Here is a 24,335-nt window from a genome sequence, read left to right as displayed (position 1 = left end):
TGTCGCTTCAGTCGAGCTTTCGGTTCGGGTGACCGGCGTCGGTTCACTCCATCGTGTCCTGGTGTATTCGATCATGGGTTCGATAGTGTGGGTGTTGTGGATGGCATGGGGGACGACAGAGTTGGTGACGGCGGTGTTGGTGACAGGATCGAGCAGTTGCGGGGCTTGCGGGTTCGGCGGGCGGGTCTCGACGCTGAAGAGCTGGCTCTACTGGCCGACCTCTCGGCGGTGGTGGGTGACGATCGTGGGTTGGCGGAGGAGCTGACCCCGGTGTTGCGGGTCTCGATCCGTGAGGTCGAACGTCGTATCGCCGACGGCAAGTCGTTGACGCGGCGGATGCCGCAGCTGCTCGCATCGATGCGCGCCGGCGAACTCGGGGCGTACGGAGCGCGGCGGGTGTTGACCGTGGTCGATCCGCTCGATGATGACGCGGCCCGGCAGGTCGACGGTCTGCTGGCCGACAAGCTGGCGGAGGCGCCGGAAACGGCGTGGCAGCCGGGAAACCTGGCCCAACGGGCACGCCGGTTGGTGGAGAAGGTCGACCCCGGCGGGCACACCGAACGGGCGCGGCGGGCGCGGGTGGAGCGGAAGTTGGAGCTCACGCCGGGCGAGCATGCGATGTCTACGTTGGAGGCGAGCCTGCCCGCGGAGGTTGCGGCGGCCTGCTATTCGCGGGTCGATGGGATGGCACGGTCACTGCGTCATGGTGGCGACGGGCGCACCCTGGAACAACTGCGTGCGGACGTGACCGCGGATCTGCTGCTGGGGCGTCATCCGGGCGTGACGGCGCCGGAGGCGGCGGCCATGGTCTATCTGCACCTTCCGGTGGATACGGCCCTGACGATGTCTGATGAGGGGTGCGAGCTCGACGGCTACGGACCGATTCCGGCGCCGATCGCGCGGGAGATCATGACCAACGCCCGCAGCACCTGGCGGGCCGTGCTGTGCGACCCCGGCACGGGTGAGCCGGTCGATCTGGGTCGTACTCGGCGGCGGCCCAGTGCGGTGATCCGGGATCTGGTGCGGGTGCGAGACCGGGAATGCGTCATGCCCTGGTGCCACCGACCCGCCCGGCTGGAACACCGAGTACGACCCGGCCCGCGGCATCAGCCGGGTCACGACGCCACACGGAGCGACCTACACCGGCCGCCGCGAACCCGTCCTCACCCCGCCACGACCACACCAGGCGAACGCACAGCCCGCCCACCCCGGCGACTCCAACCGCCCCGCCGATCCCAGTCGCCCCGATGGTCCCGGTAACCGCGGCGACGTCGGCCGCCGTGGTCACCCCGCCGATCCCGGTCACGCCGGCGACCCGGCGCCGTTCCGCGCCCAACCGGAGCGGCAAACCACCGGCCCGGAACGGCGGAACGACGACAGCCCACCGTTCTAGGAACAGCCCGGAAACGGGTACCGATGTTCGGATGCGGAGGAGTTGTGTGTCGCCGGCAACGTGTGGGCGGGAATCCGGGCCCGACCCTCATGTCGCCGATGCCGATGCCGATGCCGATGCCGTTGCCGATGCCGTTGCTGTGGCTGTGGCCATGGGCGTGCGCGTCGGCGTGCGCGGACTCGTGCGATCGATATCGACCGCCCGTGGTGTGCTGTTGCCGGCTGTGGAACTCAGGCCAGGGCGCGTAGCCGTGGCAGGACGTCCTCGCTGAGCTGGCCGAGGAAACGTTCCTGGTCGTGGCCGGGCCCGTGGAACACGAGGTGGTTGAAGCCGGCGTCGAGGTAGGGCCGGATCTGCTCGACGGCATGGTCGGGGTTCGACGCGACGATCCAGCGCTTCGCGATCTGCTCGATGGGCAGCTCGTCGGCCAGCTGTTCCATCTCCTCGGACGAGGTGACGCTGTGCTTCTGCTCCGGGGTGAGCGACAACGGGGCCCAGAACCGGCAGTTCTCCAGTGCCCGGTCCGGATCGCGGTCGTAGGACATCTTGATCTCGATCATCCGGTCGATGCCGGCCGCGTCGCGTTCGGCGGCTGCCGCGCCGTCGGCGACGGCGGGCTGGAGCTTGTCGGTGTAGAGCTCCATGCCCTTGCCGGAGGTACAGATGAAGCCGTCCCCCGCGCGGCCCGCGTACTTGGCCACGACCGGTCCGCCCGCCGCGATGTAGACCGGGACGGGAGTGTCCGGCCGGTCGTAGATCTTGGCGTCGACGAGCGTGTAGTAGTCGCCCTCGAACGAGACGTTGTCCTTCGTCCACAGCTCACGGATCAGCCGCACCGACTCGCGCAGCCGGGCGAAACGCTCCTTGAACTCGGGCCACTCGCGCCCGGACACGGCGATCTCGTTGAGCGCCTCGCCCGTACCCACCCCGAGGATGACGCGGCCGTTCGACAGCAGCGACATCGTGGCGAACGCCTGCGCGATCACGGCGGGGTTGTAGCGGAACGTGGGCGTCAGCACGCTGGTGCCGAGCTGCACGCGATTCGTGCGCTCCGCCACCGCCGACATCCACGACAGCGCGAACGGCGCGTGCCCACCCTCGTGCCGCCACGGCAGGAAGTGGTCGGACACCATCGCCGAATCGAGACCCAGCTCCTCGGCGCGTACCGCGAACTCGACCAGGTCCCGCGGCCCGAACTGCTCCGCGGACGCCTTGTAACCGACTTTCAGATCCATCGAGAGCCTTTCGACCTAGACCACCGCACTGCTGACACCGTCCAACGTAATGATCTTCGCGGCACCGTGCGCGAAACGCACGTCACAGAGCCGCCACTCCCCGCAGGCACGGCTGCCTCGGTGCGCCCCGCCGTCACGGCAGCAACCCGGCGTCCCGCGCGAGCGAGACGGCGTGGGTGCGGTTCGCGGCGCCGAGTTTGCGGGCGATGCTGCGCAGATAGGCCTTGACGGTGTTCGGCCGTAGTCCGAGCTCGGCGGCGATGTCGCCGTTGGCCGCCCCGGTGGCCACGAGCCCCAGCACGTCGAGTTCCCTGGCCGACAGCACGTCGGCGGTCGCAGGCTGTGGTGCGCCGTCGTCGTCGCCGGCCGTGATGCGGTGCAGCCGCTGCGAGACCTGCCGGAGCCGGGTGCGGGCGTGCGGGTCGTCGACCATCGCGATCGCCTCGTCCAGGTCCCTGCGCGCGTCGGCGACCGCGCGCTGATCGCGGGCCGCGGCCTCGTCGTAGGCGGCCGTGCGCCTCCGTACCTCGACGCCGACGGCCAGATCGCGTTCGATACGGCGGGTGTGTTCGACGGCCCGCGCCACGACGCGGTCGCCGATCGCCACGTCGTCGCGCTGCGCCAGATACAGCAGACCGACGACCATCGCCTCCGTCCGGATGGGCACGGCGAACACGGTCTCGATGCGTTCCGGTGCGACGGCGCGGTCGTAGGCGTGCACGATGTGGCCGGTGTTGAAGTAGTCGCGCACGACCAGTGGCCTGCCCGTCGCGAACACCTTGCCCCCGAGGCCGTATCCCGCGCGGACCTGCAGGTCACGCAGGGTGTGGCCGAGGTGTCCGTCGAGGTGCCGGATGGTGATCGCGTCCCGCGACCCCGGCGCGAGGCTGCCGCCGAAGGTCAGGTCCACCGCGCACGAGCGACGCAGCGAGCGCACGCTGGGTGCGAGCAGCCGGTCGAGTTCGGCCAGCAGGTCGCCGGGGATCGCCGCGGGGCCCGCCCCGTGGCCGCCACCGGGGAGGGCGGGATACGTGCCGGGCATGGTCACCACCCTTCCTCGCACGAGCGTCGTCGGGGCGCGGGCCCCGTTACCCACAAAAGAACGTAGCCCGAACCGCCCGTTGTGGCGATCGTCTGGTGACACCGGGAAGCGCCCGGCCTCGCGCCTGCCACGGCGCACCCCGCACGGAACGCGCAGCGCACCAGCAGTGCAGCGCACGACAACGGAGTCGAGGAGAAACATGGGCACCACACCTGCGACGACCGAACCGGAAGACCGGCAGGCAGAGCACCGGCAGGCAGAGCACCGGGAGGCGCAGTACCGCGCCGGCGACGCGTGCGCGGCGGAGCTGCTCTGCGACCGGCATCCGGCCGATGCGATCGCGTTCCGGGTGGTCGAAGCGGACCTGACCACCCGGGACCTCACGTTCGGCGAGCTGACCGAGCGGTCGCAACGGGTCGCCGCGATGCTGGCGGACCTGGGCGTAGGGCGTGGCGACGCCGTCGGGGTGCTGATGAGCAAGTCGGCGGAGCTGCCCGCGGTGCTGCTCGGCATCTGGCGGCTCGGGGCGGTGCACGTACCGCTGTTCACGGCCTTCGCCAAGCCCGCAATCGACATGCGGCTCGACGGCAGCGGTGCCCGCGTGGTCGTCGCCGACGCTGATCAGGCACCGAAACTCGCCCAGGAGGACCCGAGGCTGCCCGCCGAGCGGCGGGTCGTCCAGGTCGGTGGTGAGCCGCCGGCGGCGCCGGGCTGGTACCGGTTCGAGGACCTCGTGGCCACGGCGTCCCCGGAGCCGGTCGAGCCGGTCCGCGTGGGAGGTGACGGCACGCTGATCCTGCTGTTCACCAGCGGCACGACCGGAACGCCGAAGGGTGTGCCCGTGCCGGTGCGGGCGCTCGCCTCGATGGAGCGGTACCTGCTCGACGCGCTCGACGTGCGGCCCGAGGACGTCTTCTGGAACGCCGCGGACCCGGGCTGGGCGTACGGGCTGTACTACGCGATCCTCGGACCGCTGGCGCTGGGCAGGTCGAGCATCCTGCTGCACGCCGGGTTCTCGCCCGCCCTGACGTGGCGCGTCCTCGACCGGTTCGGGTCACGAACTTCGCCGCGGCGCCGACGATCTACCGCGCGCTGCGGGGCGAACCGCCGGAGCAGACCGCCCCGGTGCGGCTTCGCTGCGCGTCGTCGGCGGGTGAACCGCTGACGCCGGAAGTGGTCGCCTGGGCCGTCGACACGCTCGGGGTCGAGGTGCGTGACCACTACGGGCAGACCGAACTGGGCATGGTCATCGGGAACGCGTGGCGGCAGGAACTCAGGACCGAGGTCACGCCGGGGTCGATGGGTTACCCGCTGCCAGGCTGGGCGTGTGGCGTGCTCGCCGACGAGGTCGACGAGGTGGTGCCGGACGGCACGGTCGGCAGGCTCGCCGTCGACACGCACGCCAGCCCGTTCATGTGGTTCGACGGCTACGCGAACGCCCCGGAGCGCACGGCGCAGCGGTTCAGCGCGGACGGGCGCTGGTACATCACCGGCGACACCGCCTACCGGGATTCCGACGGCAGGCTGTACTTCTCGTCCCGCGACGACGACGTGATCATCATGGCCGGTTACCGCATCGGACCGTTCGACGTGGAGAGCGTGCTGGTCGGCCACGAGGCGGTGCTGGAGGCGGCCGTGATCGGCGCTCCCGACGAGCTGCGAGGTGAGGTGCTGGAGGCCTACGTGGTGCTCAAGCCGGGCACCGAACCGTCGCCGGAACTGGAGCAGCAACTGCAGCAACGGGTCAAGCGCGAGTTCGCGGCACACGCCTACCCGCGCCGCGTGCACGTCGTCGGCGAGCTGCCGAAGACGCCGAGCGGCAAGATCCAGCGGTTCAAGCTGCGGCAGGAGCGAGCAGGGAACTGACGGTCGAGCCGGGCCCGCCGGTCGGCGGGCACGCGGCCCGGCGGATCAGCGCAGGCGCGGCAGGTGGCCGTCCCACGGTGCGGCGACCTCGAGCGTGCGGGCGAGCCGGAGCAGCAGCCCCTCGCTCGCGAGCCTGCCGACGAACTGCACGCCCAGCGGCAGCCCCTCGGGGGTGAGGTGCAGTGGCAGGCTGATCGCCGGACGGCCGGTCATGTTGGCCAGCTGCGTGTAGGGGACCCAGCCGAGGTTGTTGCGGACGACCTGGTCGACGATCCCCGTGCGGCGCAGCACGCCGAAGCTCTTCGTGCGCATCATCGCCTCGGCCAGCCACTGCATCGGCGCCGGCATGTTCAGCGAGCCGGTTCGGATCGGCGGTTCACCGAGCGACGGGGTGAGCAGCAGGTCGTGGCCGGTGTGGAAGCGGGCGAGCGCGGCGACGTGGTCACGGCGGCGTTCCTGCGCGGCCTGCAGTTCGGTGGCGGAGAACCCGCGGCCGAGCTCCGCCATCATGCGGGTGTCCTGTTCGAACGCATCGTCCCCTGCGCCGGTCTCCCGCTTGATGCGGGCGATCTCGTTGGCCTGGCGGACGAACCACACGGTGAGGAAGTCCTGGCCGAGCTGCCGGTCGTCGTAGGGCGGCTCGACCTCCTCGACGTGGTGGCCGAGGTCGGTGAGCAGCTGGGCGGCGTGTTCGACGGCCCGCACGGCCTCGGGGTGGACGTCGTCGCGCAGCGAGGAGGCGGCCGTGTAGCCGATCCGCAGCGGCCCCGTCGGCTCCTCCAACCGCGAGAGCAGCGGCCGGTCCGGGACTGCGGGGTCGTACGGGCTCATGTCGTCGGGGCCCGCCAGCACGTCGAGCATCGCGGCGGTGTCCCGCACGGTGCGCGAGACGACGCCCTGGGTGGCGAGACCGCCGAGCGGTTCGCTCTCGTCGGGACCGGAGGGGACCATGCCGCGGCCGGGTTTCAACCCGACGAGGCCGGTGCACGCCGCAGGGATGCGGATGGAGCCGCCGCCGTCACTGGCCCCTGCGACGGGGACGATCCCGGCCGCGACGGCCGCGGCGGAGCCGCCCGACGAACCGCCGGGGGTGCGGTCCAGTGCCCACGGGTTGCGGGTGGGGCCGAACAGCACGGGTTCGGTGACGCCCTTGGCCCCGAACTCCGGCGTGTTGGTCTTGCCGAACACGACCAGGCCCGCGTCGAGCCACCGCTGCACCACAGTGTCGTTGCGCTCGGCCTTCGTCCCGGCGAGCGAGCGGGAGCCGTCCGCCGACGGTTCGCCCGCGAGCTGCTGGTGGAGGTCCTTGAGCAGGAACGGCACTCCGGCGAACGGCCCGGACAGCTGTTCGGTGACGCGCCGGTCGGCGTACTCGTCGAGCCGGGTGCAGATCGCGCCCACCCGCGGGTCGACCGCGTCGGCGCGGCTTCTCGCCGCGGCCAGCAGGTCGTCCGGTTTCACCTCGCCCGAGGCGACCAGTTCCGCGAGGCCCAGCCCGTCGTGTGCGAGGTAGTCCTGCTCGTCCACGGCTTTCTCCTTCTGCTGTCCTGGGGTGCCCACCGGCGATCATGCACCGTCGGCGCGGGTGGCCACCGCCGACCCGAGGCAAGGGTCTCAGGATCGCGTGCCGATGTACTCCGCAGTACACGTCGGGTGGTGCGGTTCGCCGTGATCGAGACGGAGCCGTGATGCAACGGTCGTTCCGATCGATACGCCGACTCGGCCCCGGGATGTCCCCGGTCCCGCTATCGTACAAATCCGACTGTCGTGATCATGGCGAACGAAAGGTGCACGTGGAGCTGTGCGGGGGCCGTTACCGGGTCGGTGAGCTGCTCGGCCGGGGCGGGATGGGCGAGGTGTACCGGGCCGTCGACACCGTGACCGACCGGCCGGTCGCGTTGAAGCTGCTTGCGGCCTCGGCCGACGAGCACCACGCGGCCCGGTTGCGGCGGGAGGCGGAGCTGGCGGCGCGGCTGGCCGACCCCCACATTGTCGAGGTGTACGGCACCGGGTCCGACGACGACGGTCGCCGGTACGTCGCCATGCGCCTGGTCGAGGGAACGGACCTGCGGCGGCTCCTCGCCCACGGCCCGCTCGAACCCCGCCGTGCGCTGCGGCTCCTCGAACAGGTGGCCGCCGCACTCGACACCGCCCACGCAGCGGGGATCGTGCACCGGGACGTGAAGCCGTCCAACATCCTGATCGGTGCCGGCGACGGCGCCCACCTCACCGATTTCGGTATCGCGCGGCAGTTGGAGTCCGACGACAGCAGGCTCACCCGCACGGGCAGCTACGTCGGCTCGCTCGACTACATCGCCCCGGAACAGCTGCGGGGCCAGGACGTCACCGGCGCCGCCGACGTCTACGCGCTGGCCTGCGTGCTGTACGAGTGCCTCACCGGCAAGGTGCCGTTCCCCGCCGACGATCCGGCCGAGAAGCTGGCGGCGCAGCTGAACGACCCGCCCGCCGCGCCGTCGGTGTTCGACCCGACCGTCCCACCGGCGCTCGACATGATCGTCGCCACCGGGATGGACAAGGACCCGTCCCGACGGTTCGCGACGGCCGGTGAGCTGCTGGCCTCGGCGATCGCCGCGTTCGCCGGCGACGAGCCCGCCGACCCGGCGCCCGGTGCCGACGTCACCGCGCCCGGTGGTCCGGCGGACCCTGCGCGCGAGGCGCTCATGCGGGCGATCGTGACCGTGTCCGCGAGGCGCAGGGAACCCGCTGTAACCGGCACCTCCGATTCCCCGGACCCGATCGAGGTGTGCCCGTATCCGGGGTTGCGCAGTTTCGGCACCGGCGAGTCCGCCTGGTTCCACGGCCGCGACGCCGAGATCACCGACCTGCTCGTCCGGCTGACCGCCCACGGTCAGGGCCCGGGGCCGCTCGTGATTGTGGGTGCGTCGGGTGCCGGCAAGTCCTCACTGCTGCGCGCAGGCCTGTTCCCCGTGTTGGACGAGGAGCGGGTGCCGTGGCAACGCATCGTGCTGACGCCGGGGCAGCAGCCGGTCGACACGCTCGCCGTCCGGACCGCCGCGGTGACCGGTGCCGACCCGGCAGCGCTCGCCGCGTCGATCCGGCGGCACCCGGAGTCCTTCGGGCGGCACTGCGGTCCGGACGCGGCCGGAGCGCCGCCGATGATCGTGGTCGACCAGCTGGAGCAGCTGTTCACCGACGGGGCGAGCCACTCCGAGCAGGTCGCCTTCGCGACGGCGCTGGCCTGCGCGGGGCCCGCCGTGGTGCTGCTGGCCGTGCGGGCGGATCACGTGCCCGACTGCATCGCGCTGGAACCGCTGCGGAACTCGCTCGACCACCCGTTCGTCGTCGGTCCGCTCGGCATCGCGGAACTGCGGCAGGCGATCACGGCGCCGGCCAGGGACGCCGGGCTGACGGTGGAGACCGGGCTGGTGGAGCGGCTCATCGCCGACGCGGGCGCGCGGGACGGTTCTCCCGGTGAGCACGGTGTGCTGCCCCGGTTGGCGCACGCGTTGCGGGAGACGTGGCACAACCGGTCGGGCGGAGAACTGACGCTTGCCGGCTATCAGGCCACCGGTGGTGTCGACCGCGCCGTCGCGGTGAGCGCCGACCGGCTGTACCAGCGCTCGGACGCGTCTCGGGCGGAGGCGCTGCGGACGACGTTGCTGCACCTGGTGAAGGTGCAGTCCGACGGCGGTCTCGCGCGGCGCCGCGCCGATCGCGCCGACGTGGACGAGCAGGCGCTGTCGGACCTGCTCGCCGCTCGGCTGGCCGAAGTGGACATCGAGGGGGTGCGGCTTTCCCACGACGCCCTGCTGACGGCCTGGCCACGGCTGCGCGAGTGGGTAGAGGCCGAGCGGCAGGACATCCTCGTCCGGCAGCGGCTCGACGAGGCCGCAGCCAACTGGCGGGACGGCGAGCAGGACCGCGGCGATCTGTACCGCGGAGCCCGGCTGGCCACCGCGCTCGAATGGGCCGACGGCCGGGAGTTGACGGAGAACCAGCGGGCGTTCCTGCACGCGAGCCGCCGCGAACAGCAGCGGTCGACGCGACGGTTGCGGGGCGCGGTCGCCGGGCTCGCCGGACTGCTGGTCGTCGCGCTCGTCGCGAGTGCGCTGGCCGTGAGCGGGTGGAACGACGCCGACCGGCAGGCGCAGGTGGCCTCCTCCCGGCAACTCGCCGCCGAATCGCGAGCACTGTCCGAATGGGACCCGGTCGGGGCGCGCCAGGCCGCGCTGCGCGCATGGCGGGCGGCGCCGACGGCCGAGGCCCGCGGTGCGCTGCTGTCGGCCGACGGGCTCACCCGGCTCTCCGGGTTCGACTCCGGTCTCGACCCCGCCACAGCCGTGGACGTGAGCGGCGACGGCGAACGCATCGCGGTCGCCGGAACGGGCGGCGAGTCCGGCGCAGGGGAGGTTGTCGTTCGCGACACCGCGTCCGGTGAGCAGACGACGCTCGACACGAACCTCGAAGAAGGGACAGTGCAGACGGTGCGCTTCTCGCCCGACGGCTCGATGCTGGCCGTGGCCGCATTCGGCGACGGCGTGCGCGTGTGGGACGTGGCGAGCGGCGAGGCGGTCACGCCGATCCTGGCCGAAGCGGGCACGGTGAGCGGGCCCATCGCGTGGCATCCGGACGGCAGCGGTCTCGTGGCGCAGGCGATCGACGAGACCTCCCGGATCGGCGTGTGGGACCCGCGCACCGGCCGGCACCGCGGCTGGCTCGGCGAGCCGGCGGACGAGTTGGCCTACTCACTCGCCTACGACGGGTCCCGTCTGGCCGTCGGCCGCATCGACGGCAGCGTCGTGCTCTGGGACACCGCCTCGGGGAAACGCCTGCTTCGCAGTACCGCGCACGGCGACGCCGTGGGAGACACCGACGGCGGCATGCCGGTCGTCGTCGCGTTGTCGGACGAGCTGCTGGCGTCGGCGAGTCAGCACGACGACGTCATCCGCCTCTACGACCGTGGCGACGGCTCGGCGGCGGGCCGCATCACCGATCGCACCCGATCGTCCGAGGATGCGGCGCAAGGGCCGTCGATCATGACGTTCTCCGGTGATGGGACGGGACTGCTCACCGCCACGGGCGGGCGGGTGATCGTCTGGGACCCGGTGGAGCGCACCCGGCTGGGCGAACTCGCCTCGGGGAAGGGCGGCGGCACCACCGGCGGAATGACCGTTTCCGCGCTGGCGGTCACGGCCGATGCGGCGGAGACCGTCGCGGTGCGCAACGAGGGCCGCGTCGTCACGTGGCGGCGCAGTACACCCTCGTACGAGGCGCCCCGCGGCGCGGTTCTCGATGTCGCCTTCGACCCGGCTGGCCATGAGGCCACTGCGGTCGACGGGGCCGGTCGAGTGCACGTGTGGGACCGCCGGACCGGCCGCGCGGCAGGTGACCCGCGCGCGCTGGAGTCGGCGGGCATGGCGGTGGAATACGCGCCCGACGGCACCCGCGTCGTCGGGGATGTCGACGGCACACTCACCGTCACACCGCCCCACGGGCGGCAGGCGACGCTCGACCTGGGCAGGCACTGGTTCGGCGGCGAGCTCGCGATCTCGCCGGACGGCTCGCTGCTGGCGGCGGCGAGTGAACACCCGAGTGGTCCGAACAACCCGGGCCGCGTCCACGTGTGGGACCTGCACAGCCGCGAACCGGTCGCGGTGCTCGAACTCGACGCGGGCACGGCGTCGGCGCTCGCGTTCAGCCCGGACGGCGGCCGGTTGTCGGCGGTCAGCAGCAGCTCGGCGCTGCCGGGCGACGTCGAGGGTGCCGGCGCCGAGGGGGACGGTGCGGGCACGGCCGTGACGTTGACGACCTGGAGCACCGGCGACTTGGACGCGGCCCCGGACACGGCGCGCATGGCGGACGACATCGTGGATGCCGTCTACGCGCCCGGTGGACGGAACCTCGTCGCGGCGTCGGTGACCGGCCGTATTCAGGTTCGGGACGCCTCGGACGGGACGTTGCGGCGGGAGTTCGGTACGCACCCCTCCGCCGTGCGGACGCTCGCGCTCTCGCCGGACGGCACCACGGTCGCGACCGCGGCCACCGACGACAGCGCCGTCCGGCTGTGGAACCTCGACGACGGCGAACTCACCGCCAGGCTCACCTCGGGCCGGGGCTTCGAGGTCAACGCGCTCGCGTTCTCCCCGGACGGTTCGATGCTCGCGCGGGCGGGCACGGACACCGCGGTGGCGGTGTGGCGGGTCGACGCAGCCGCCGCGGCCCGCCGGATCTGCCGTGACCTCGGCGCAGCGGGATCGGCCCCAGACAGCTGCCGCAACGACTGAAGCAGCACAGGTGAACAGCAGGAACGCCGTGGGTCCGGAACGTTCCGCTTCCGGCGGACCGCCGGTTCGGCGATCGTTTGCCCGGCGATGGAACACCGCGGCGGCGCAGGGCCGCCCGCGTTGTCGGGTGATGGAAGGCGGGTCGAGATGACAGGCGAAGGCGAGCTCCAGGGCCGGCGCGAGGAGTCGCGGTGGGATCAGCTGCGGCGGCAGCATCGGTTCACCCCGGCGCTGGTGATCGCACTGGTGGTGCTCACGGTGTTCAACGGCTACGCGTTGGTGGCGAGCGTCGTGTCCGTGGCGGACGAGTTCGAGCACGGCAGGGAGCTCGACGACCTGATGACCCAGCTCGGCCTGCTCGCGCTGGTCGAGGCGGTCGTGTGCCTGGGTGCGCTGGCCGCCGTGTGGCTGCGCCGGATGCGCGGCGTGCACGTCTACGTGGGGGCCAAGGCCGTGGTCCTCGTGATCGGTGTCGCGCTCGCCCCGGAGGCCATCACGATGTTCGTCGTGGTGCCGCTGCTGCTGGGCGGTGTCCTGTGGGTCGCTGCGAGCCAGGCGGGCTGGCGTGCCGACGGGTTCGGCCGTCCGGTCGACAGGGCGTGACGCCGCATGCGGGTCATCGTGCGCTCGCCGGAGCTGCACCCGGTGGCGCTGTCCGCGGGTGAGCGGCTGGTGTTCGGCCGTGCTCCGCACCGCGGCGGCCGCAGGCCGGGCCGGTACGCGGTCGCCGTGCCGGGATGCGGGCCGCACGTGTCGCGGGTGCTGGGCGATGTGCTGGTCGAACCGGCGGGGGCGCGGCTCACCTGGCGGGGCGGGAACGAGGCGATGCTGTCGAGTCTGTTCGACGCGCCGGGCGGTGCGCGCCGGGTGGCGCTCGTCGACGGGATGTCGGTCGTCCTCGACGAGGGGAAGAACGAACTGATCGTGTTCGCCGGACTCGACGCCGCGGGCGGGCCGAAGGACCTCACCCTCACGTTCGTCGTGTCGGCCGCCGGACGAACCAGGGAGCTGACGGAGTTGTCCGGCAGTGACCTGCCGGTTCCCGAGGCCGCGGTGCCGACGGCGGAGGCGCCCGAGGTGCTGAGCCGCTACTCGAAGGTCTGGTACGTGGCGCTCGCGTTGACCGAACCGCTGCTCGCGGGCACCGATGACGAGCAGAGCGTGCCGACGCATCAGGAGATCCACCGGCGGATCGGCCACTGGCGGGGTGGCGACGCCTGGAATCTCGCCGACCCCAGACGGGTCGACGAGGCGATCAAGAAGGTCTCCCGTATCGCGTTCGGCGAATCGCTCGATCCGTACGGGGCCGCGCGGGACGGCAGGTTGTTCAACGCCCGGTTCGCCGTTGCCAAACGGGCCGCTCAGCGCAGGCTCGTGACCTCTGAAGATCTCGACGAAGTGGAGCGCGCGGCGCGGCGACGCTCCGACGGGCGGCCGTGACCGCCTGTCCATACGGAAGGAACCTCATGGGAATCGCTAGCTGGGGCCGCCGCGGTGCGGCGGGTGTGTTGGGGGCGGCGCTGCTCGTCGCGGCCGGGTGTTCGGGCGAAGGGGGAAGCAGTGGCACTGCGGCCGAGCCGGTCACGTTCGAACCCGGGCCGAAAACCACGGTGGCGGACGTGGCGCCGGAAGGCGACTGGCCTGCCGCGGCACTGCACGGCGAGCAGGTGTACCTGAACAGGCCGGGCGCACTGGTGGTCTACGACGCCACCAGCGGCGAGGAGACGGCACGGGTGGAGCCGGAAGGGGAGCCGCTGTTCGACTCGGTGGATCCGACCGAGCACTACCGGTCGAATCCGGTGGTTGCCGACGTGGACGGGGAGCCGACGGTGCTGGTCGGCTTCGCCGTCGAACCGTCGGGCGCCACGCAGCTCGACGTCGAGATCGTCGCTCTCGACGCCGCGACCGCGGAGGTGCGGTGGCGGGTCACGATCCCCGAGCCCGCGGCGGCGCCGGTCGTGCCGCAGAAGGACGCGTCCGTCCGAATCCTGGGTGTCGAACGGGGCGTTGCTGTGATGACCGTGGCCCACGACTCGGCGACGCAGGTGACGTTCGGGTTCTCGCTGACCGAGCGGGAAGTGCTCTGGGAGGACGACGATGCCAGCGCCGTCGGCCTCGGCTCCGGTGTCGCCGCGGGGTTCGGTGCCGAGACGCTGACCGGCATCGACGTCGAGACGGGGGAGCAGGTCTGGCGGAGCGAGGTCGATCCGCAGCGGATCGGGGGCGCCGGGTCGTGGGTTCTCGTGACTGATGACAACGACAGGACCCGGCTGATGTCGATCGCCGACGGAGCGGAGACGAATGTCGACGAAGACTTGCTCTCCGAGGACACGTTCTGTGCCGTCGACGATCACGCGTCCGTTGTCGTCTGCGCAGCGGAGGACGGCGCGGCGCTCGCGCTCGACAGCGACAACGGCGAGGTCCTGTGGTCCGACGCCGAGTTCCAGGGCAAGGTCAGGGGCTTGTGGCGCGGCGCGGTCTACGTGGAGCGCGGCGACTCGGCCCTGGCGCTCGGTGCGCGCACCGGCGAGGTCGTCGTCGACGACACGGGAGTGGCACCGGCGGTCGTGAACGACCACGTCGGTCTGGACCAGCAGGGCAGGGACGTCAAGTTCTACCCCGCGCAGTGAGCGATCCGGCGTCGTGAGCGACCGGGTGCAGTGAGGCCGGTGCAGTGGGACCGGTGCAGTGAAACCGGCGCAGTGGGAACTTCGGGAACGTGCCTGCGGGACATGAGTGCCGCAGGCACGTTCCTGTTCATGGGTCGGCGAGCAGGGGGCGTCGACGCGTGTTCGCCCGCGGCCGTGCCGGCGTCGGCGGTTCCCGTGTCGTTGCCGGCGGTGCCGGGCGCCGGCCGTGCCGGTGTCAGTCGTCGAGGTGGCCTTCGCGGCGGGCCTGCTCGACGATGCGGCGCACGTTCTCCACGTCGCCGCAGTCCTGGTTCAGCAGTTCGGTGCGGCGGGCGGCCCATTTCTCGCCGAGGTCGAACCGTGTCCGCTCGGCGACTTCGGTGCGGGCGGCTGCCAGGATGCTGAGTTCTTCCTCGGCGAGGTGGTGTGCGACGAGGTTGCTCAGCTTCTCGACCGCTTCGACGAAGGTCGGCGTGTCCGTTCCTTTCAGGTCCAGCACCCGGAGGAGGGCCTCGTTGCCCTCGGCGTGCTCCTCCTCGCCGTGCTCGACCTCGTGTTGCCCCACGTCGTCGGCCTTGCGCCGCAACACGGGGTAGACGACCTCCTCCTCGGCGAGACTGTGGGCCACATGGACCGCGGCGAACGCGCGCCGCAGCTCGTCCCGGTCACCCTCGCCCATGCGCAGCTGCCGCAGGAGCTGCTCGAACCTCCGATGGTCGTCGACGATGAGGTCCACGATGTCGCCGTGGGTGGGCCTGCCCAGATCGATCATGTTCACGGCGTCCTTCCTACCGCGCGCGGTCCGTGTTCGCACGCGGCAGTGGACCGCCGGTCCGGCGCGGCTGTAACGAGGAACGGCCGATACTCGGGTGCGGGTGGCCCTTCAGTGCATGGTTGGTTCGGTCGGCGCCCTGTGGCGGGTTCGGGGCCTGTGGTTGGGTTCGGGTCATGACGACGACGGATGCGACCCGGTGGGGCGATGAGCTGGAGCCGGGGACGCGGTTCACGACTCCGCGGCGGACGTTGATCGACGCCGACATCGCCTGGTTCGCTGGCTGGAGCTGGGACGCGAACCCGGTGCATACGGACGCCGTCGACGCGGCGGCGGGCCAGTTCGGTGCTCCGATCGCTCACGGTGTCATGGGACTGTCGGTGGCCATGGGGCTCATCTCCCGGATGGGCACATTCGAAGGCAGCTCGGTCGCCCTGCTCGGCGTCGAGGAGTGGCGGTTCACCGCGCCGCTGCGCTCCGGCGACACGGTGCACGTCGAGTTGGAGATCCTCGGCGCCCGGCTGAGTTCGTCGTCCGAGGGATGGGTGGTCGACCGGAAGGCCGAACTGATACGCCACGACGGGGTCGTCGCTCAGTCCGGGCGGATCCCGCTGTTGATGCGACCACGCCCGTCGACGGTCTGATCGAATCCGTGGAAGCGCCGGCCACGGTGCTGGTGAGGTCTGGGCGTTCACCGGACATCCGGCTGCGACCGATGCGCTCGAACGGCCGTCACCACATGGGACCCGGCCGCCACCACGCCTTCCGCTACCCAAGCCACGGCCGCGACCCCGGGCCCCAACCGCCCACACCAACAAGAAAACGGGCCGAACACGCAGGTTCGACCCGTTTCCGATCTCCTGAGAGATCACAGGGCGCCCCCGGCAGGATTCGAACCTGCGACACCCGCTTTAGGAGAGCGGTGCTCTATCCCCTGAGCTACGAGGGCAAGGCCGTGTGGCCCGCGCACAGCCTACCCGTACCCGGGTGAATGTTGCGAAGTGGACCATACGGAAGCAAACGATCACTTACTCTGGGCGCACTACCGACAGGTAGCACCCCTGTATCCGACGGCGAAGACCTTGTCCATCCCGTCCCCCCTCCGGGAGGCAACCGTTGATCACAGTCATGTTGGCCGATGACGAGGAGCTCGTGCGCCAGGGCCTGCGCGCGATGCTTTCCGCCGCCCCAGACATCGAGGTCGTCGGCGAAGCGGCCGACGGGAGATCGGCCGTGGAGACGGCCAGACGGCTGCGCCCCCAGGTCGCCCTCCTGGACATCAAGATGCGCCAGCCGGACGACGGCATCCGCGCACTGCGCGCGATGCAGGGCCTGCCCGAGGCGCCCCGGATGGCGATGCTGACGACGTTCGACGTCGACGAGTACGTGAGCCTGGCGCTGCGATTCGGCGCCAACGGCTTCCTGCTCAAGGACATCGAACCCGGAGTGCTGGTGCGCGCGGTACGCGACCTCGCCCGCGGCGGCGCCGTACTGGACCCCAGCGTGGCGGCGCGGATGGTGGACGCCCAGCGGGACGAGGCCCGCGCGGCGGCACCGGCGCGGCGGCTGCTGGCGTCGTTGTCGGAACGCGAACGCGAAGTCGTGTCCCTCATCGGCCAGGGCATGTCCAATGCCGAGATCGGCGGCAAGCTGCACCTGTCGGAAGCCACGGTCAAGGGCTATGTGTCCGCGGTGCTGTCGAAGATCGGCGCGGCCAACCGTGTGCAGGCGGCCCTGCTCGCCTACCGCGGCGGCCTCGTGGACTGAGCGGCCAGGCCGGCGGGGAGCGGTCCACACCGGATGCCGGTCCGATACGTGATCGGGCCGACACCCGGGCGGGCGCGGGTGTTCAGCCGCGTCTCAGGCATGCGCGACACACTGGGTGCCATGCGCATACTCGTTGTCGACGACGACCGGGCCGTGCGGGAGTCGCTGCGGCGTTCCCTCGAGTTCAACGGCTACCAGGTCGACGTGGCAGGCGACGGTGCTCAGGCGCTGGAGAAGGTGTCGAGCGACCGGCCCGACGCGATGGTCCTCGACGTCATGATGCCCAGACTGGACGGGCTCGAGGTCGCGCGCCGGTTGCGCGGCACGGGCGACGACCTGCCCATCCTCGTGCTCACCGCGCGGGACGCCGTCTCCGACCGGGTGTCCGGCCTCGACGCGGGCGCCGACGACTACCTGCCGAAGCCGTTCGCGCTGGAGGAGCTGCTCGCCAGGCTGCGGGCACTGTTGCGGCGCGCCGCCGCCGAGGCCGAACCGCAGGGCGCCGGTGCGCTGGTGTTCGGCGACCTGACCCTCGACCCCGACACCCGCGAGGTGCGGCGCGGCGACCGCGGGATCAGCCTCACCCGCACCGAGTTCACGCTGCTCGAGCTGTTCATGACCTACCCGAAACACGTCCTGACGCGCACGCGCATCCTCGAAGAGGTCTGGGGATTCGACTTCCCCACGTCGGGCAACGCGCTCGAGGTGTACGTGGGCTATCTGCGCCGCAAGACCGAGGCCGACGGCGAACCACGGCTGATCCACACTGTCCGCGGTGTCGGATATGTGCTCAGGGAGACGCCGCCGTGACCGGACCCGCCCAGCCCGGCATCGGGTCGGCCGACGGCATCTCGCGCGACGGAGCGGGACCGGAACGGACGCCGAAACGCATCTCGCTGCGCACCCGCGTCATGCTGCTCGCCACGCTGTGCGTCGGCGGCACCGTGGCGCTCGTGTCGCTCGTGACGTACCTGACCGTGCGGGACAACGTCTACGAGCAGTTCGACAGCTCGCTGACCCAGCGGGCGCACGCCGCCGCCCAGAGCGTGCCCGTGGCGTCGCAGTTCCAGAATCTGCCCGCCGCCCTGTTCGCCAGCGGTGACATTCAGATCGGCCTGCTCGAAGCCGACGACACGCTCGTCGCCCCGCGCGGTGCGGCGAAACCGCCGACGAGCGAGGCCGAGCTGGCCGTCGCCCGCGGAGGCGCGGAATGGTCGCTGCGCACCGACAAGGCGAGCGGGATCCGGGTCGTCGCCGTCCAGTCCGGCCGTGGCCAGGCGCTGGTGCTGGGCCAGTCGTTGGCCCAGACGGAACGAACCCTCGGCGACCTCGCGCTCGTGCTGATGTTGTTCGGCGGGATCGGCGTCGTGGTCGCCGCGGGCGCGGCCACGGCCGTCGCCCGGACCGCGTTGCGGCCGGTGGAACGGTTGACCTCCGCGACCGAGCGCGTCGCCGACACGATGGACCTGCGGCCGATCCCGGTCACGGGGGACGACGAGCTCTCGCGCATGACACAGAGCTTCAACACCATGCTCGGTGCCGTCGCCGAGTCGCAGGCGCAACAGAGCAGGCTCGTTGCCGACGCGAGCCACGAACTGCGCACCCCGCTGACGTCGCTGCGCACCAACCTCGAACTGCTGCTCTCGGCGGGCCGCAGCGGCGCGCCGCAACTCGACGAGACGATGCGCAGCGAGATCGAAGCCGACATTCGCGGGCAGCTCGACGAGTTGACACAGCTCATCGGCGACCTCGTGGAGCTGGCGCGCGACAGTGGGCCGCAGGAGATGATCGAGCGGGTCGACCTGGCCGAGGTCGTCGAACGGGCACTCGACCGGGCGCGCAGGCGCGCGGGCGACACGGAGTTCGACGTCCGCCTCGAGTCGTGGGAACTGACTGGAGACCCGGGCGTACTGGAGCGCGCGGTGCTGAACCTGCTCGACAACGCGGTCAAGTTCTCCCCTGCAGGCGGAACCGTGCACGTGGGGCTCCGGCCGCTGGGTGACGGCACCGCCGTCGTCGAGGTCGCCGACCGCGGCCCCGGGATCGCCTCCGAGGACCTGCCTCGCGTGTTCGACCGCTTCTACCGCTCGGCCGAGGCGCGGACGCTGCCCGGCTCCGGACTGGGTCTTGCGATCGTCCGCCAGGCCGCGCAGCGTCACGGTGGCGGTGCCTTCGCACTCTCGCGCGAAGGCGGCGGCACGATCATGACGATCCGTCTCCCGGGGCGCACCGCCGACCCGGACGAATAGTCGTGCGGGCGCTGCCGACGACTGCGTACACGTCTCGGCAGGACGGCCTCCGACGATCCCGCCCCACCGGACTGTTGAATGATGTAGGATTTTGTTCAGTTGGGTTCGTTTTGTGGGCGTCGGTGGTGGCCGGCGCCGGACGGTGGGAGACGGTGTGCTGGCGCGGCAGCGACAAGCGATCATCCTCGAGGAGGCACGGCGCAGCGGCGCGGTCCGCGTGAGCGACCTCGTCCAACGACTCGGCGTCTCCGACATGACAGTGCGCCGCGATCTGGACGTGCTCGCGGGCCGCGGACTCGTGGAGAAGGTGTACGGCGGTGCCACGACCATCGGCGATCGCAGCACCGACGAGCCCGGTTTCGAGGCCAAGTCGGTGCAGCAGCAGGACCACAAGGAGGCCATCGCCGCGCGAGCCGCCGAACTCGTCCACCCCGGCAGCGCGGTCGGTCTGTCCGCGGGCACGACCACCTGGACGTTCGCCCGCGCGCTCGCCGGCATCGCCGACCTGACCGTGGTGACCAACTCGGTGCGGATCGCCGACGTGCTCCACGAATCGCCGCAGCCGGGCCGCACCGTGATCCTCACCGGGGGTGTCAGGACACCGTCCGATGCGCTGGTCGGGCCGGTCGCGGTGCAGAGCATCCGCAACCTCCATCTCGACATGGTGTTCCTCGGCGTGCACGGCATGGCCGACGGTCCCGGCTTCACCACCCCGAACCTCACCGAGGGGGAGACCGACCGTGCACTGATGGAGGCCGCGCGGAAGCTCGTCGTTCTCGCCGACCACACGAAGTGGGGCACGGTCGGCATCTCCACGATCGCCGACCTTGCCGACGCGAGTGTCGTCGTCAGCGACGCGGAGCTGCCCGACGACGCGCGGACGACCCTGTCCGAACACGTCGGCGAGTTGATCATCGCCGACGTTCCGTCGAATCCGGAGGCCGGCGAATGAGCGTGCTGCGGAAGACGTCGCGCCGCCTGGCCGACGGCCGGGAGATCGTCTACTTCGACGACACGCCGGACGCTCCGGAGCGCGTGGCCGTCGACACCCGCGACCTTCCCGAGGTGACCGCGGCCTCCGAGATCCGCCGCGACCCGTTGACCGGCGAGTGGGTGGCAATGGCCGCGCACCGGCAGACCCGCACCTACAAGCCGCCCGCCGACCTGTGCCCGCTGTGCCCGGGCTCGCCCGGCGCGCCGAGCGAGGTTCCGGAGCCCGACTACGACGTCGTCGTGTTCGAGAACCGGTTCCCTTCGTTCGCCGAACGGGTCGACGACACGGGCGAGGGCACGGTTGACGGGGCGGGCATCGTGCCCTCGGCCCCCGGCAGGGGCCGGTGCGAGGTCGTGTGCTTCACCAGCGATCACACCGGTTCGTTCGGCAGGCTGAGCCCCGAGCGGGTGCGGACGGTCGTGGACGTGTGGGCCGACCGCACGGCGGCGCTGTCCGAGCGCGACGGCGTGCGGCAGGTCTTTCCGTTCGAGAACCGCGGTGAGGAGATCGGGGTGACGCTGTCGCACCCGCACGGGCAGATCTACGGCTACCCGTTCGTCACCCCGCGCACCGAGCGCATGCTGGCGACGGCCGAGGCCTACCGCGACCGGCACGGCCGCCACGTCCTCGGTGACGTCCTCGCGGCCGAACGCGACTCGGGCGAGCGGGTCGTCGCCGAAGGCGAGCACTGGACCGCGTTCGTGCCGCCCGCCGCCCGGTGGCCGGTGCAGGTGCAGGTCGTGCCGCACCGGCAGGTCGCCGACCTGACCGAGCTGACCGGGGCGGAACGGGACGACTTCGCGCGCGTCTACCTGCAGGTCCTCGGCCGGTGCGACGCGTTGTACGGCAAACCGCTGCCGTACGTCGCGGGGTGGTACCAGGCGCCCCGCGGCACCGATCGTGAGCTGTCGTGGCTGCACCTCGAACTGCTGTCGGTGCTGCGTTCCGCCGACAAGCTCAAGTACCTGGCGGGTTCGGAGTCCGGGATGGCCGTGTGGATCAACGACGCGACCCCGGAACAGATCGCCCGGCGGCTGCGCGCGGCGGGCGGAACGGACCACGGGCAGGGGTCAGCGGGCTGAGGCGCGGTTACGCGAACCCACGGCGGGCCCACAGCCGGATTTCAGCGATCTCTCAGGACCATGACCCATGATGGGGGCATGAGCGAGAACGACCCCACCTTCTCGGACAACACCGACTCGGACAACACGGCGACTCCCTCGTCCGGCTTCCCCTCGCAGGCCGGGCCCGAGCAGTCCCACGGTGCGGCGGGCACGACGCCCAGTCCGTGGTCGGCGGAGGGGGCTGGGCAGGCCGACCACACTCGGCCACCGCAACAGGCCTCGCAGCAGCCACAGCAGCCCGGGCAGCAGTCCCCACAGGCGCACGAGCAGGACGTCCGGTACCCGCAGGGCCAGCACGCGGCCCCGGCGGCGGGGTACGCCGGTGGTTCGCAGTACCCGCAGCCGGCGCAGGAACAGCACGCCGGGCAGCAGGGCGCGTACGCCAACCCGTACGCCCCACCCGGCGCGCAGGCGTACCCCGGTGGGCCGGACACGGGGGAGGCCGCCGGACCGCAGGGACACGGCGTCCCCGGGATGGCACCGGTCCCATCGGGGCAGGCGAAACCCCGGCGGGGTGCCACGACCAAGCTCGTCGTCGGCGTGGCCGTACTCGCGTTGCTCGTGGGCGGCGGTGCCGGCACTCTCGGCGGTTACCTCGCGGCCGACGGATCGTCGGGCTCGTCGGTCAGCTCGCTCGACCAGCAACGGCCCGCCGAACAGACCGGCAGCGCGCCCAAGGGCTCGGTCTCGTCGGTGGCGCAGAAGGTCAGCCCCAGCGTGGTGCAGCTCAAGACCGTGAGCTCGCAGGGCGCCGGTGAGGGCTCCGGCTTCATCATCAGCGACGACGGCTATGTGCTGACCAACAACCATGTGATCGCCGGTGCCGCCGAGGGTGGCCGGATCCAGGTGGTCTTCAACGACGGGCAGACCACGTCGGCGACCGTGGTGGGCCGCGATCCGACGACCGACATCGCGGTCGTCAAGGCCGAGGACGTGAGCAACCTGCCCGCCGTCGAGCTGGGCCGCTCCGACGACCTGCGGGTCGGACAGCAGGTGGTGGCGATCGGCTCGCCGTACGAGCTCGCCGGCACGGTGACCTCCGGCATCGTCAGCTCGTTGCACCGGCCGGTGTCGGCAGGCAGCCAGGGTGATCAGACGACGGTGATGGACGCCATCCAGACCGATGCCGCCATCAACCCGGGCAACTCGGGCGGACCGCTCGTCGACATGAACGGCCGGATCATCGGGATCAACTCGGCGATCTACAGCCCGTCCACGGGCTCCTCGTCGCAGGAGAGCGGCAACGTCGGCATCGGGTTCGCGATTCCGATCGACCAGGCCCGCCGTACCGCCGACGACATCATGCAGGACGGCCACGCCACGCAGACGTTCATCGGTGCGATGGTGCGGGACGCCAGGCAGGGCGGTGCCGCGATCGCCGAGGTCGAGCCGGACAGCCCCGCCGACAAGGCAGGGTTGAAGGGCGGCGACGTCGTGGTGAAGATCGGCGACCGCCGCGTCGAAGGCTCGGACACGCTCGTGGCCGCGATTCGCACGCGCGCACCCGGCCAGCAGGTCACGCTCACCCTCGAAGGCGGACGGACGGTCGACGTGACGCTCGGCGGCCAGCCGGTGCGGCCGAACTGACCTCACAGACGCTCGGCCGCCGCGGGCGGCCGAGACCAACAGCCGCAGGCCGCGGCGCCATGCGCTGCGGCCTGCGAACGCCGAGCGCGGCTCACGCGCATCCGGCGGACGGACCATTACGGTAGGGATCATGGAACGGAGTGCACAGCGGCTCGGCCGCGCGCTGGTGGTCGTGGTCGACGACCGCACCGCCCAAGGGGAGACCGAAGATGCGATCGGACCTCTCGTCACGGAACTGCTCGAGGAAGCGGGCTTCATCGTCGACGGGTCCGTGGTCGTCCGCGCCGACATCGTCGAGATTCGCAACGCGCTCAACACGGCGGTGATCGGCGGTGTCGACCTGGTGCTCACGGTCGGAGGCACCGGCGTGGCGCCCCGGGACGTGACGCCGGATGCGACCTCGGGCGTGCTCGACCGCCCGGTGCCGGGCATCGCCGAGGCGTTGCGTTCCTCCGGTCTGGCGGCGGGTGCCGTCGACGCGGGGGTGTCACGCGGGCTCGTGGGCCTGTCCGGCAGCACCCTCGTGGTCAACCTCGCCGGATCGCGCCCCGCGGTGCGGGACGGCATGGCGACGCTGTCGACGTTGCTGCCGTACGTGATCGGCGAGTTGTCCGGCCTCACCGGCGAGTGATCCGGGAGAAGCCACCACCATGACAGGCCCCTCGGTACCGGAACCCGCCGCGTCCGATCCTGCCGTGTCCGACCCCGCCGCAGCGTCGGACACGGCCACGCCACCGGGCACCTCGCTGTCTGCGGAAGTGCCGCCTCCGGACGCGGCGACCCGGGACGTGGCCGAGCGTTCGGCGGCGATCCGCCGAGCGTCGGCCGAACGCCGGCGGATCGCCGAGGTGTTCGGCGAGGTGCTGCCCGAGACGACCGCGGACGAGCGGGACCAGCGGCGGGGTCCCGCCACGTCCGAGGGCTGGTACCTGGAGAACCGCCCGCCGCATCACGACCGGTGACGTCGACGCCGGCGGCTCGGCCGCTCAGTTGCGCGGGTCGCCCTGTCGGTCCCGGAGCAGGTCGCGGATCTCGGTGAGCAGCTCCGTGTCGGTCGGGGCGAGCTCTTCGGCCTCCTGCCCGCGCTTGCGGCGTTCCTGCATCTTCTGGAACGGAACGACGACCAGGAAGTAGACGACTGCGGCCACGATGACGAAGTTGACCGCCGCGTTGATCACTGTCCCGAAGTCGAGGAACGTGCTCGGGTTCTCCTCCAGGACCCGCACCCCGAGACCCTGAGCGCCCTCGCTGCCGCCCATCGCGTTGATCAGTGGCTGGATCAGACTTTCCGTGAATGCCGTGACGATCGCGGTGAACGCCGTGCCGATCACGACTGCGACGGCGAGTTCGACGATGTTGCCGCGCATCAGGAATTCCTTGAAGCCCTTCAGCACCTCGCGCTCCCTTCCA

General features: G+C 71.5%; 20 protein-coding genes, 1 tRNA gene and 1 pseudogene. 16 read left to right on the top strand and 6 right to left on the bottom strand.

Translation table 11 applies throughout. The features are described 5' to 3' along the window. Positions 1-105: 105 nt before the first annotated feature. Positions 106-1,260 carry a DUF222 domain-containing protein gene (locus tag LY12_RS13345; protein WP_253857369.1) on the top strand — a complete coding sequence of 385 codons (1,155 nt, stop codon included), beginning with the start codon at positions 106-108 and terminating at the stop codon, positions 1,258-1,260. 363 nt (positions 1,261-1,623) lie between these two features. Here the strand turns inward: LY12_RS13345 and fgd are convergent, their stop codons facing one another. Further along, positions 1,624-2,628, bottom strand: coding sequence for a glucose-6-phosphate dehydrogenase (coenzyme-F420) (fgd, locus tag LY12_RS13340; protein ID WP_253856483.1), 1,005 nt, complete (start codon positions 2,626-2,628; stop codon positions 1,624-1,626). 133 nt (positions 2,629-2,761) lie between these two features. Beyond that, a complete protein-coding gene (locus LY12_RS13335; RefSeq protein WP_253856481.1) occupies positions 2,762-3,670 on the bottom strand; it encodes a LuxR C-terminal-related transcriptional regulator in 909 nt (302 codons plus the stop codon). Between LY12_RS13335 and LY12_RS13330 the strand changes: the two are divergent. After that, positions 3,669-5,008, top strand: a pseudogene (locus tag LY12_RS13330) (AMP-binding protein); the annotation flags it as partial. The gene LY12_RS13335 and the pseudogene LY12_RS13330 overlap by 2 nt on opposite strands. A gap of 75 nt (positions 5,009-5,083) precedes the next feature. Next, entirely contained in the window at positions 5,084-5,536 is a 453-nt protein-coding gene (locus LY12_RS26260) for an AMP-binding enzyme (RefSeq protein ID WP_344072002.1), read from the top strand. Positions 5,537-5,581: 45 nt separating this feature from the next. On the opposite strand, the gene LY12_RS13320 is transcribed toward LY12_RS26260, so the two are convergent. Next, positions 5,582-7,063, bottom strand: coding sequence for an amidase (locus tag LY12_RS13320; protein WP_253856478.1), 1,482 nt, complete (start codon positions 7,061-7,063; stop codon positions 5,582-5,584). Between the two features lie 266 nt (positions 7,064-7,329). On the opposite strand from LY12_RS13320, the gene LY12_RS13315 reads away from it, so the two are divergent. From LY12_RS13315 to LY12_RS13300, 4 genes are all read left to right on the top strand, one after another. After that, entirely contained in the window at positions 7,330-11,802 is a 4,473-nt protein-coding gene (locus LY12_RS13315; RefSeq protein ID WP_253856474.1) for a WD40 repeat domain-containing serine/threonine protein kinase, read from the top strand. 147 nt (positions 11,803-11,949) lie between these two features. Beyond that, the gene (locus LY12_RS13310; RefSeq protein ID WP_253856472.1) at positions 11,950-12,405 is read left to right on the top strand and encodes a hypothetical protein; all 456 of its coding nucleotides are present in this window, start codon (positions 11,950-11,952) and stop codon (positions 12,403-12,405) included. Positions 12,406-12,411: 6 nt separating this feature from the next. Further along, the gene (locus tag LY12_RS13305) at positions 12,412-13,242 is read left to right on the top strand and encodes a hypothetical protein (protein ID WP_253856470.1); all 831 of its coding nucleotides are present in this window, start codon (positions 12,412-12,414) and stop codon (positions 13,240-13,242) included. A 26-nt stretch (positions 13,243-13,268) separates the two neighbouring features. Next, positions 13,269-14,432, top strand: a complete 1,164-nt coding sequence (locus LY12_RS13300) for an outer membrane protein assembly factor BamB family protein (RefSeq protein ID WP_253856465.1) — start codon at positions 13,269-13,271, stop codon at positions 14,430-14,432. 235 nt (positions 14,433-14,667) lie between these two features. On the opposite strand, the gene LY12_RS13295 is transcribed toward LY12_RS13300, so the two are convergent. Beyond that, positions 14,668-15,204: a hemerythrin domain-containing protein gene (locus LY12_RS13295; protein ID WP_253857365.1), complete on the bottom strand. Its 537-nt coding sequence runs from the start codon at positions 15,202-15,204 to the stop codon at positions 14,668-14,670. Between the two features lie 176 nt (positions 15,205-15,380). Here LY12_RS13295 and LY12_RS13290 point away from each other — a divergent pair, with 176 nt between their 5' ends. After that, complete coding sequence (locus LY12_RS13290) at positions 15,381-15,848, top strand: MaoC/PaaZ C-terminal domain-containing protein (RefSeq protein ID WP_253856463.1); 468 nt, start codon at positions 15,381-15,383, stop codon at positions 15,846-15,848. A 232-nt stretch (positions 15,849-16,080) separates the two neighbouring features. Here the strand turns inward: LY12_RS13290 and LY12_RS13285 are convergent. Beyond that, positions 16,081-16,153 (bottom strand) — tRNA-Arg (locus LY12_RS13285). 167 nt (positions 16,154-16,320) lie between these two features. Here LY12_RS13285 and LY12_RS13280 point away from each other — a divergent pair. From LY12_RS13280 to LY12_RS13245, 8 genes are all read left to right on the top strand, one after another. Then, positions 16,321-16,971, top strand: coding sequence for a response regulator (locus LY12_RS13280; protein WP_183782855.1), 651 nt, complete (start codon positions 16,321-16,323; stop codon positions 16,969-16,971). Positions 16,972-17,091: 120 nt separating this feature from the next. Next, positions 17,092-17,781, top strand: coding sequence for a response regulator transcription factor (locus tag LY12_RS13275; protein WP_253856461.1), 690 nt, complete (start codon positions 17,092-17,094; stop codon positions 17,779-17,781). A 101-nt stretch (positions 17,782-17,882) separates the two neighbouring features. Continuing rightward, the gene (locus LY12_RS13270) at positions 17,883-19,220 is read left to right on the top strand and encodes a HAMP domain-containing sensor histidine kinase (protein WP_253857363.1); all 1,338 of its coding nucleotides are present in this window, start codon (positions 17,883-17,885) and stop codon (positions 19,218-19,220) included. A 154-nt stretch (positions 19,221-19,374) separates the two neighbouring features. Then, positions 19,375-20,172 carry a DeoR/GlpR family DNA-binding transcription regulator gene (locus LY12_RS13265; protein WP_253856459.1) on the top strand — a complete coding sequence of 266 codons (798 nt, stop codon included), beginning with the start codon at positions 19,375-19,377 and terminating at the stop codon, positions 20,170-20,172. After that, a complete protein-coding gene (galT, locus tag LY12_RS13260; protein WP_372493508.1) occupies positions 20,169-21,296 on the top strand; it encodes a galactose-1-phosphate uridylyltransferase in 1,128 nt (375 codons plus the stop codon). The genes LY12_RS13265 and galT overlap by 4 nt, the downstream gene beginning before the upstream one ends. Before the next feature lie 78 nt (positions 21,297-21,374). After that, positions 21,375-22,925: a S1C family serine protease gene (locus LY12_RS13255; RefSeq protein WP_253856458.1), complete on the top strand. Its 1,551-nt coding sequence runs from the start codon at positions 21,375-21,377 to the stop codon at positions 22,923-22,925. 130 nt (positions 22,926-23,055) lie between these two features. Beyond that, complete coding sequence (locus LY12_RS13250) at positions 23,056-23,556, top strand: MogA/MoaB family molybdenum cofactor biosynthesis protein (protein WP_253856457.1); 501 nt, start codon at positions 23,056-23,058, stop codon at positions 23,554-23,556. Positions 23,557-23,575: 19 nt separating this feature from the next. Then, positions 23,576-23,887: a hypothetical protein gene (locus tag LY12_RS13245; RefSeq protein WP_253857455.1), complete on the top strand. Its 312-nt coding sequence runs from the start codon at positions 23,576-23,578 to the stop codon at positions 23,885-23,887. A gap of 24 nt (positions 23,888-23,911) precedes the next feature. On the opposite strand, the gene mscL is transcribed toward LY12_RS13245, so the two are convergent. Next, positions 23,912-24,319 carry a large-conductance mechanosensitive channel protein MscL gene (mscL, locus tag LY12_RS13240; protein WP_253856456.1) on the bottom strand — a complete coding sequence of 136 codons (408 nt, stop codon included), beginning with the start codon at positions 24,317-24,319 and terminating at the stop codon, positions 23,912-23,914. Positions 24,320-24,335: the final 16 nt, after the last annotated feature.

Source organism: Prauserella alba (genome assembly GCF_024171735.1).
Classification (GTDB): Bacteria; Actinomycetota; Actinomycetes; order Mycobacteriales; family Pseudonocardiaceae; genus Prauserella; species Prauserella alba.
Note: the sequence above shows the minus strand (reverse complement) of the source record. Positions and strands in the feature narration are given on the sequence as shown.

What these genes read in the sequence shown, in the direction of transcription:
- LY12_RS13245 (WP_253857455.1), top strand. Translation starts at nt 23,576, where the DNA reads ATGACAGGCCCCTCGGTACCGGAACCCGCCGCGTCCGATCCTGCCGTG.
- LY12_RS13345 (WP_253857369.1), top strand. Translation starts at nt 106, where the DNA reads ATGGGGGACGACAGAGTTGGTGACGGCGGTGTTGGTGACAGGATCGAG.
- LY12_RS13295 (WP_253857365.1), bottom strand. Translation starts at nt 15,204, where the DNA reads ATGATCGATCTGGGCAGGCCCACCCACGGCGACATCGTGGACCTCATC.
- LY12_RS13270 (WP_253857363.1), top strand. Translation starts at nt 17,883, where the DNA reads ATGCTGCTCGCCACGCTGTGCGTCGGCGGCACCGTGGCGCTCGTGTCG.
- LY12_RS13250 (WP_253856457.1), top strand. Translation starts at nt 23,056, where the DNA reads ATGGAACGGAGTGCACAGCGGCTCGGCCGCGCGCTGGTGGTCGTGGTC.
- LY12_RS13275 (WP_253856461.1), top strand. Translation starts at nt 17,092, where the DNA reads ATGCGCATACTCGTTGTCGACGACGACCGGGCCGTGCGGGAGTCGCTG.
- LY12_RS13305 (WP_253856470.1), top strand. Translation starts at nt 12,412, where the DNA reads ATGCGGGTCATCGTGCGCTCGCCGGAGCTGCACCCGGTGGCGCTGTCC.
- LY12_RS13335 (WP_253856481.1), bottom strand. Translation starts at nt 3,670, where the DNA reads ATGCCCGGCACGTATCCCGCCCTCCCCGGTGGCGGCCACGGGGCGGGC.
- LY12_RS13310 (WP_253856472.1), top strand. Translation starts at nt 11,950, where the DNA reads ATGACAGGCGAAGGCGAGCTCCAGGGCCGGCGCGAGGAGTCGCGGTGG.
- LY12_RS13300 (WP_253856465.1), top strand. Translation starts at nt 13,269, where the DNA reads ATGGGAATCGCTAGCTGGGGCCGCCGCGGTGCGGCGGGTGTGTTGGGG.
- fgd (WP_253856483.1), bottom strand. Translation starts at nt 2,628, where the DNA reads ATGGATCTGAAAGTCGGTTACAAGGCGTCCGCGGAGCAGTTCGGGCCG.
- LY12_RS26260 (WP_344072002.1), top strand. Translation starts at nt 5,084, where the DNA reads ATGTGGTTCGACGGCTACGCGAACGCCCCGGAGCGCACGGCGCAGCGG.
- LY12_RS13255 (WP_253856458.1), top strand. Translation starts at nt 21,375, where the DNA reads ATGAGCGAGAACGACCCCACCTTCTCGGACAACACCGACTCGGACAAC.
- LY12_RS13290 (WP_253856463.1), top strand. Translation starts at nt 15,381, where the DNA reads ATGACGACGACGGATGCGACCCGGTGGGGCGATGAGCTGGAGCCGGGG.
- galT (WP_372493508.1), top strand. Translation starts at nt 20,169, where the DNA reads ATGAGCGTGCTGCGGAAGACGTCGCGCCGCCTGGCCGACGGCCGGGAG.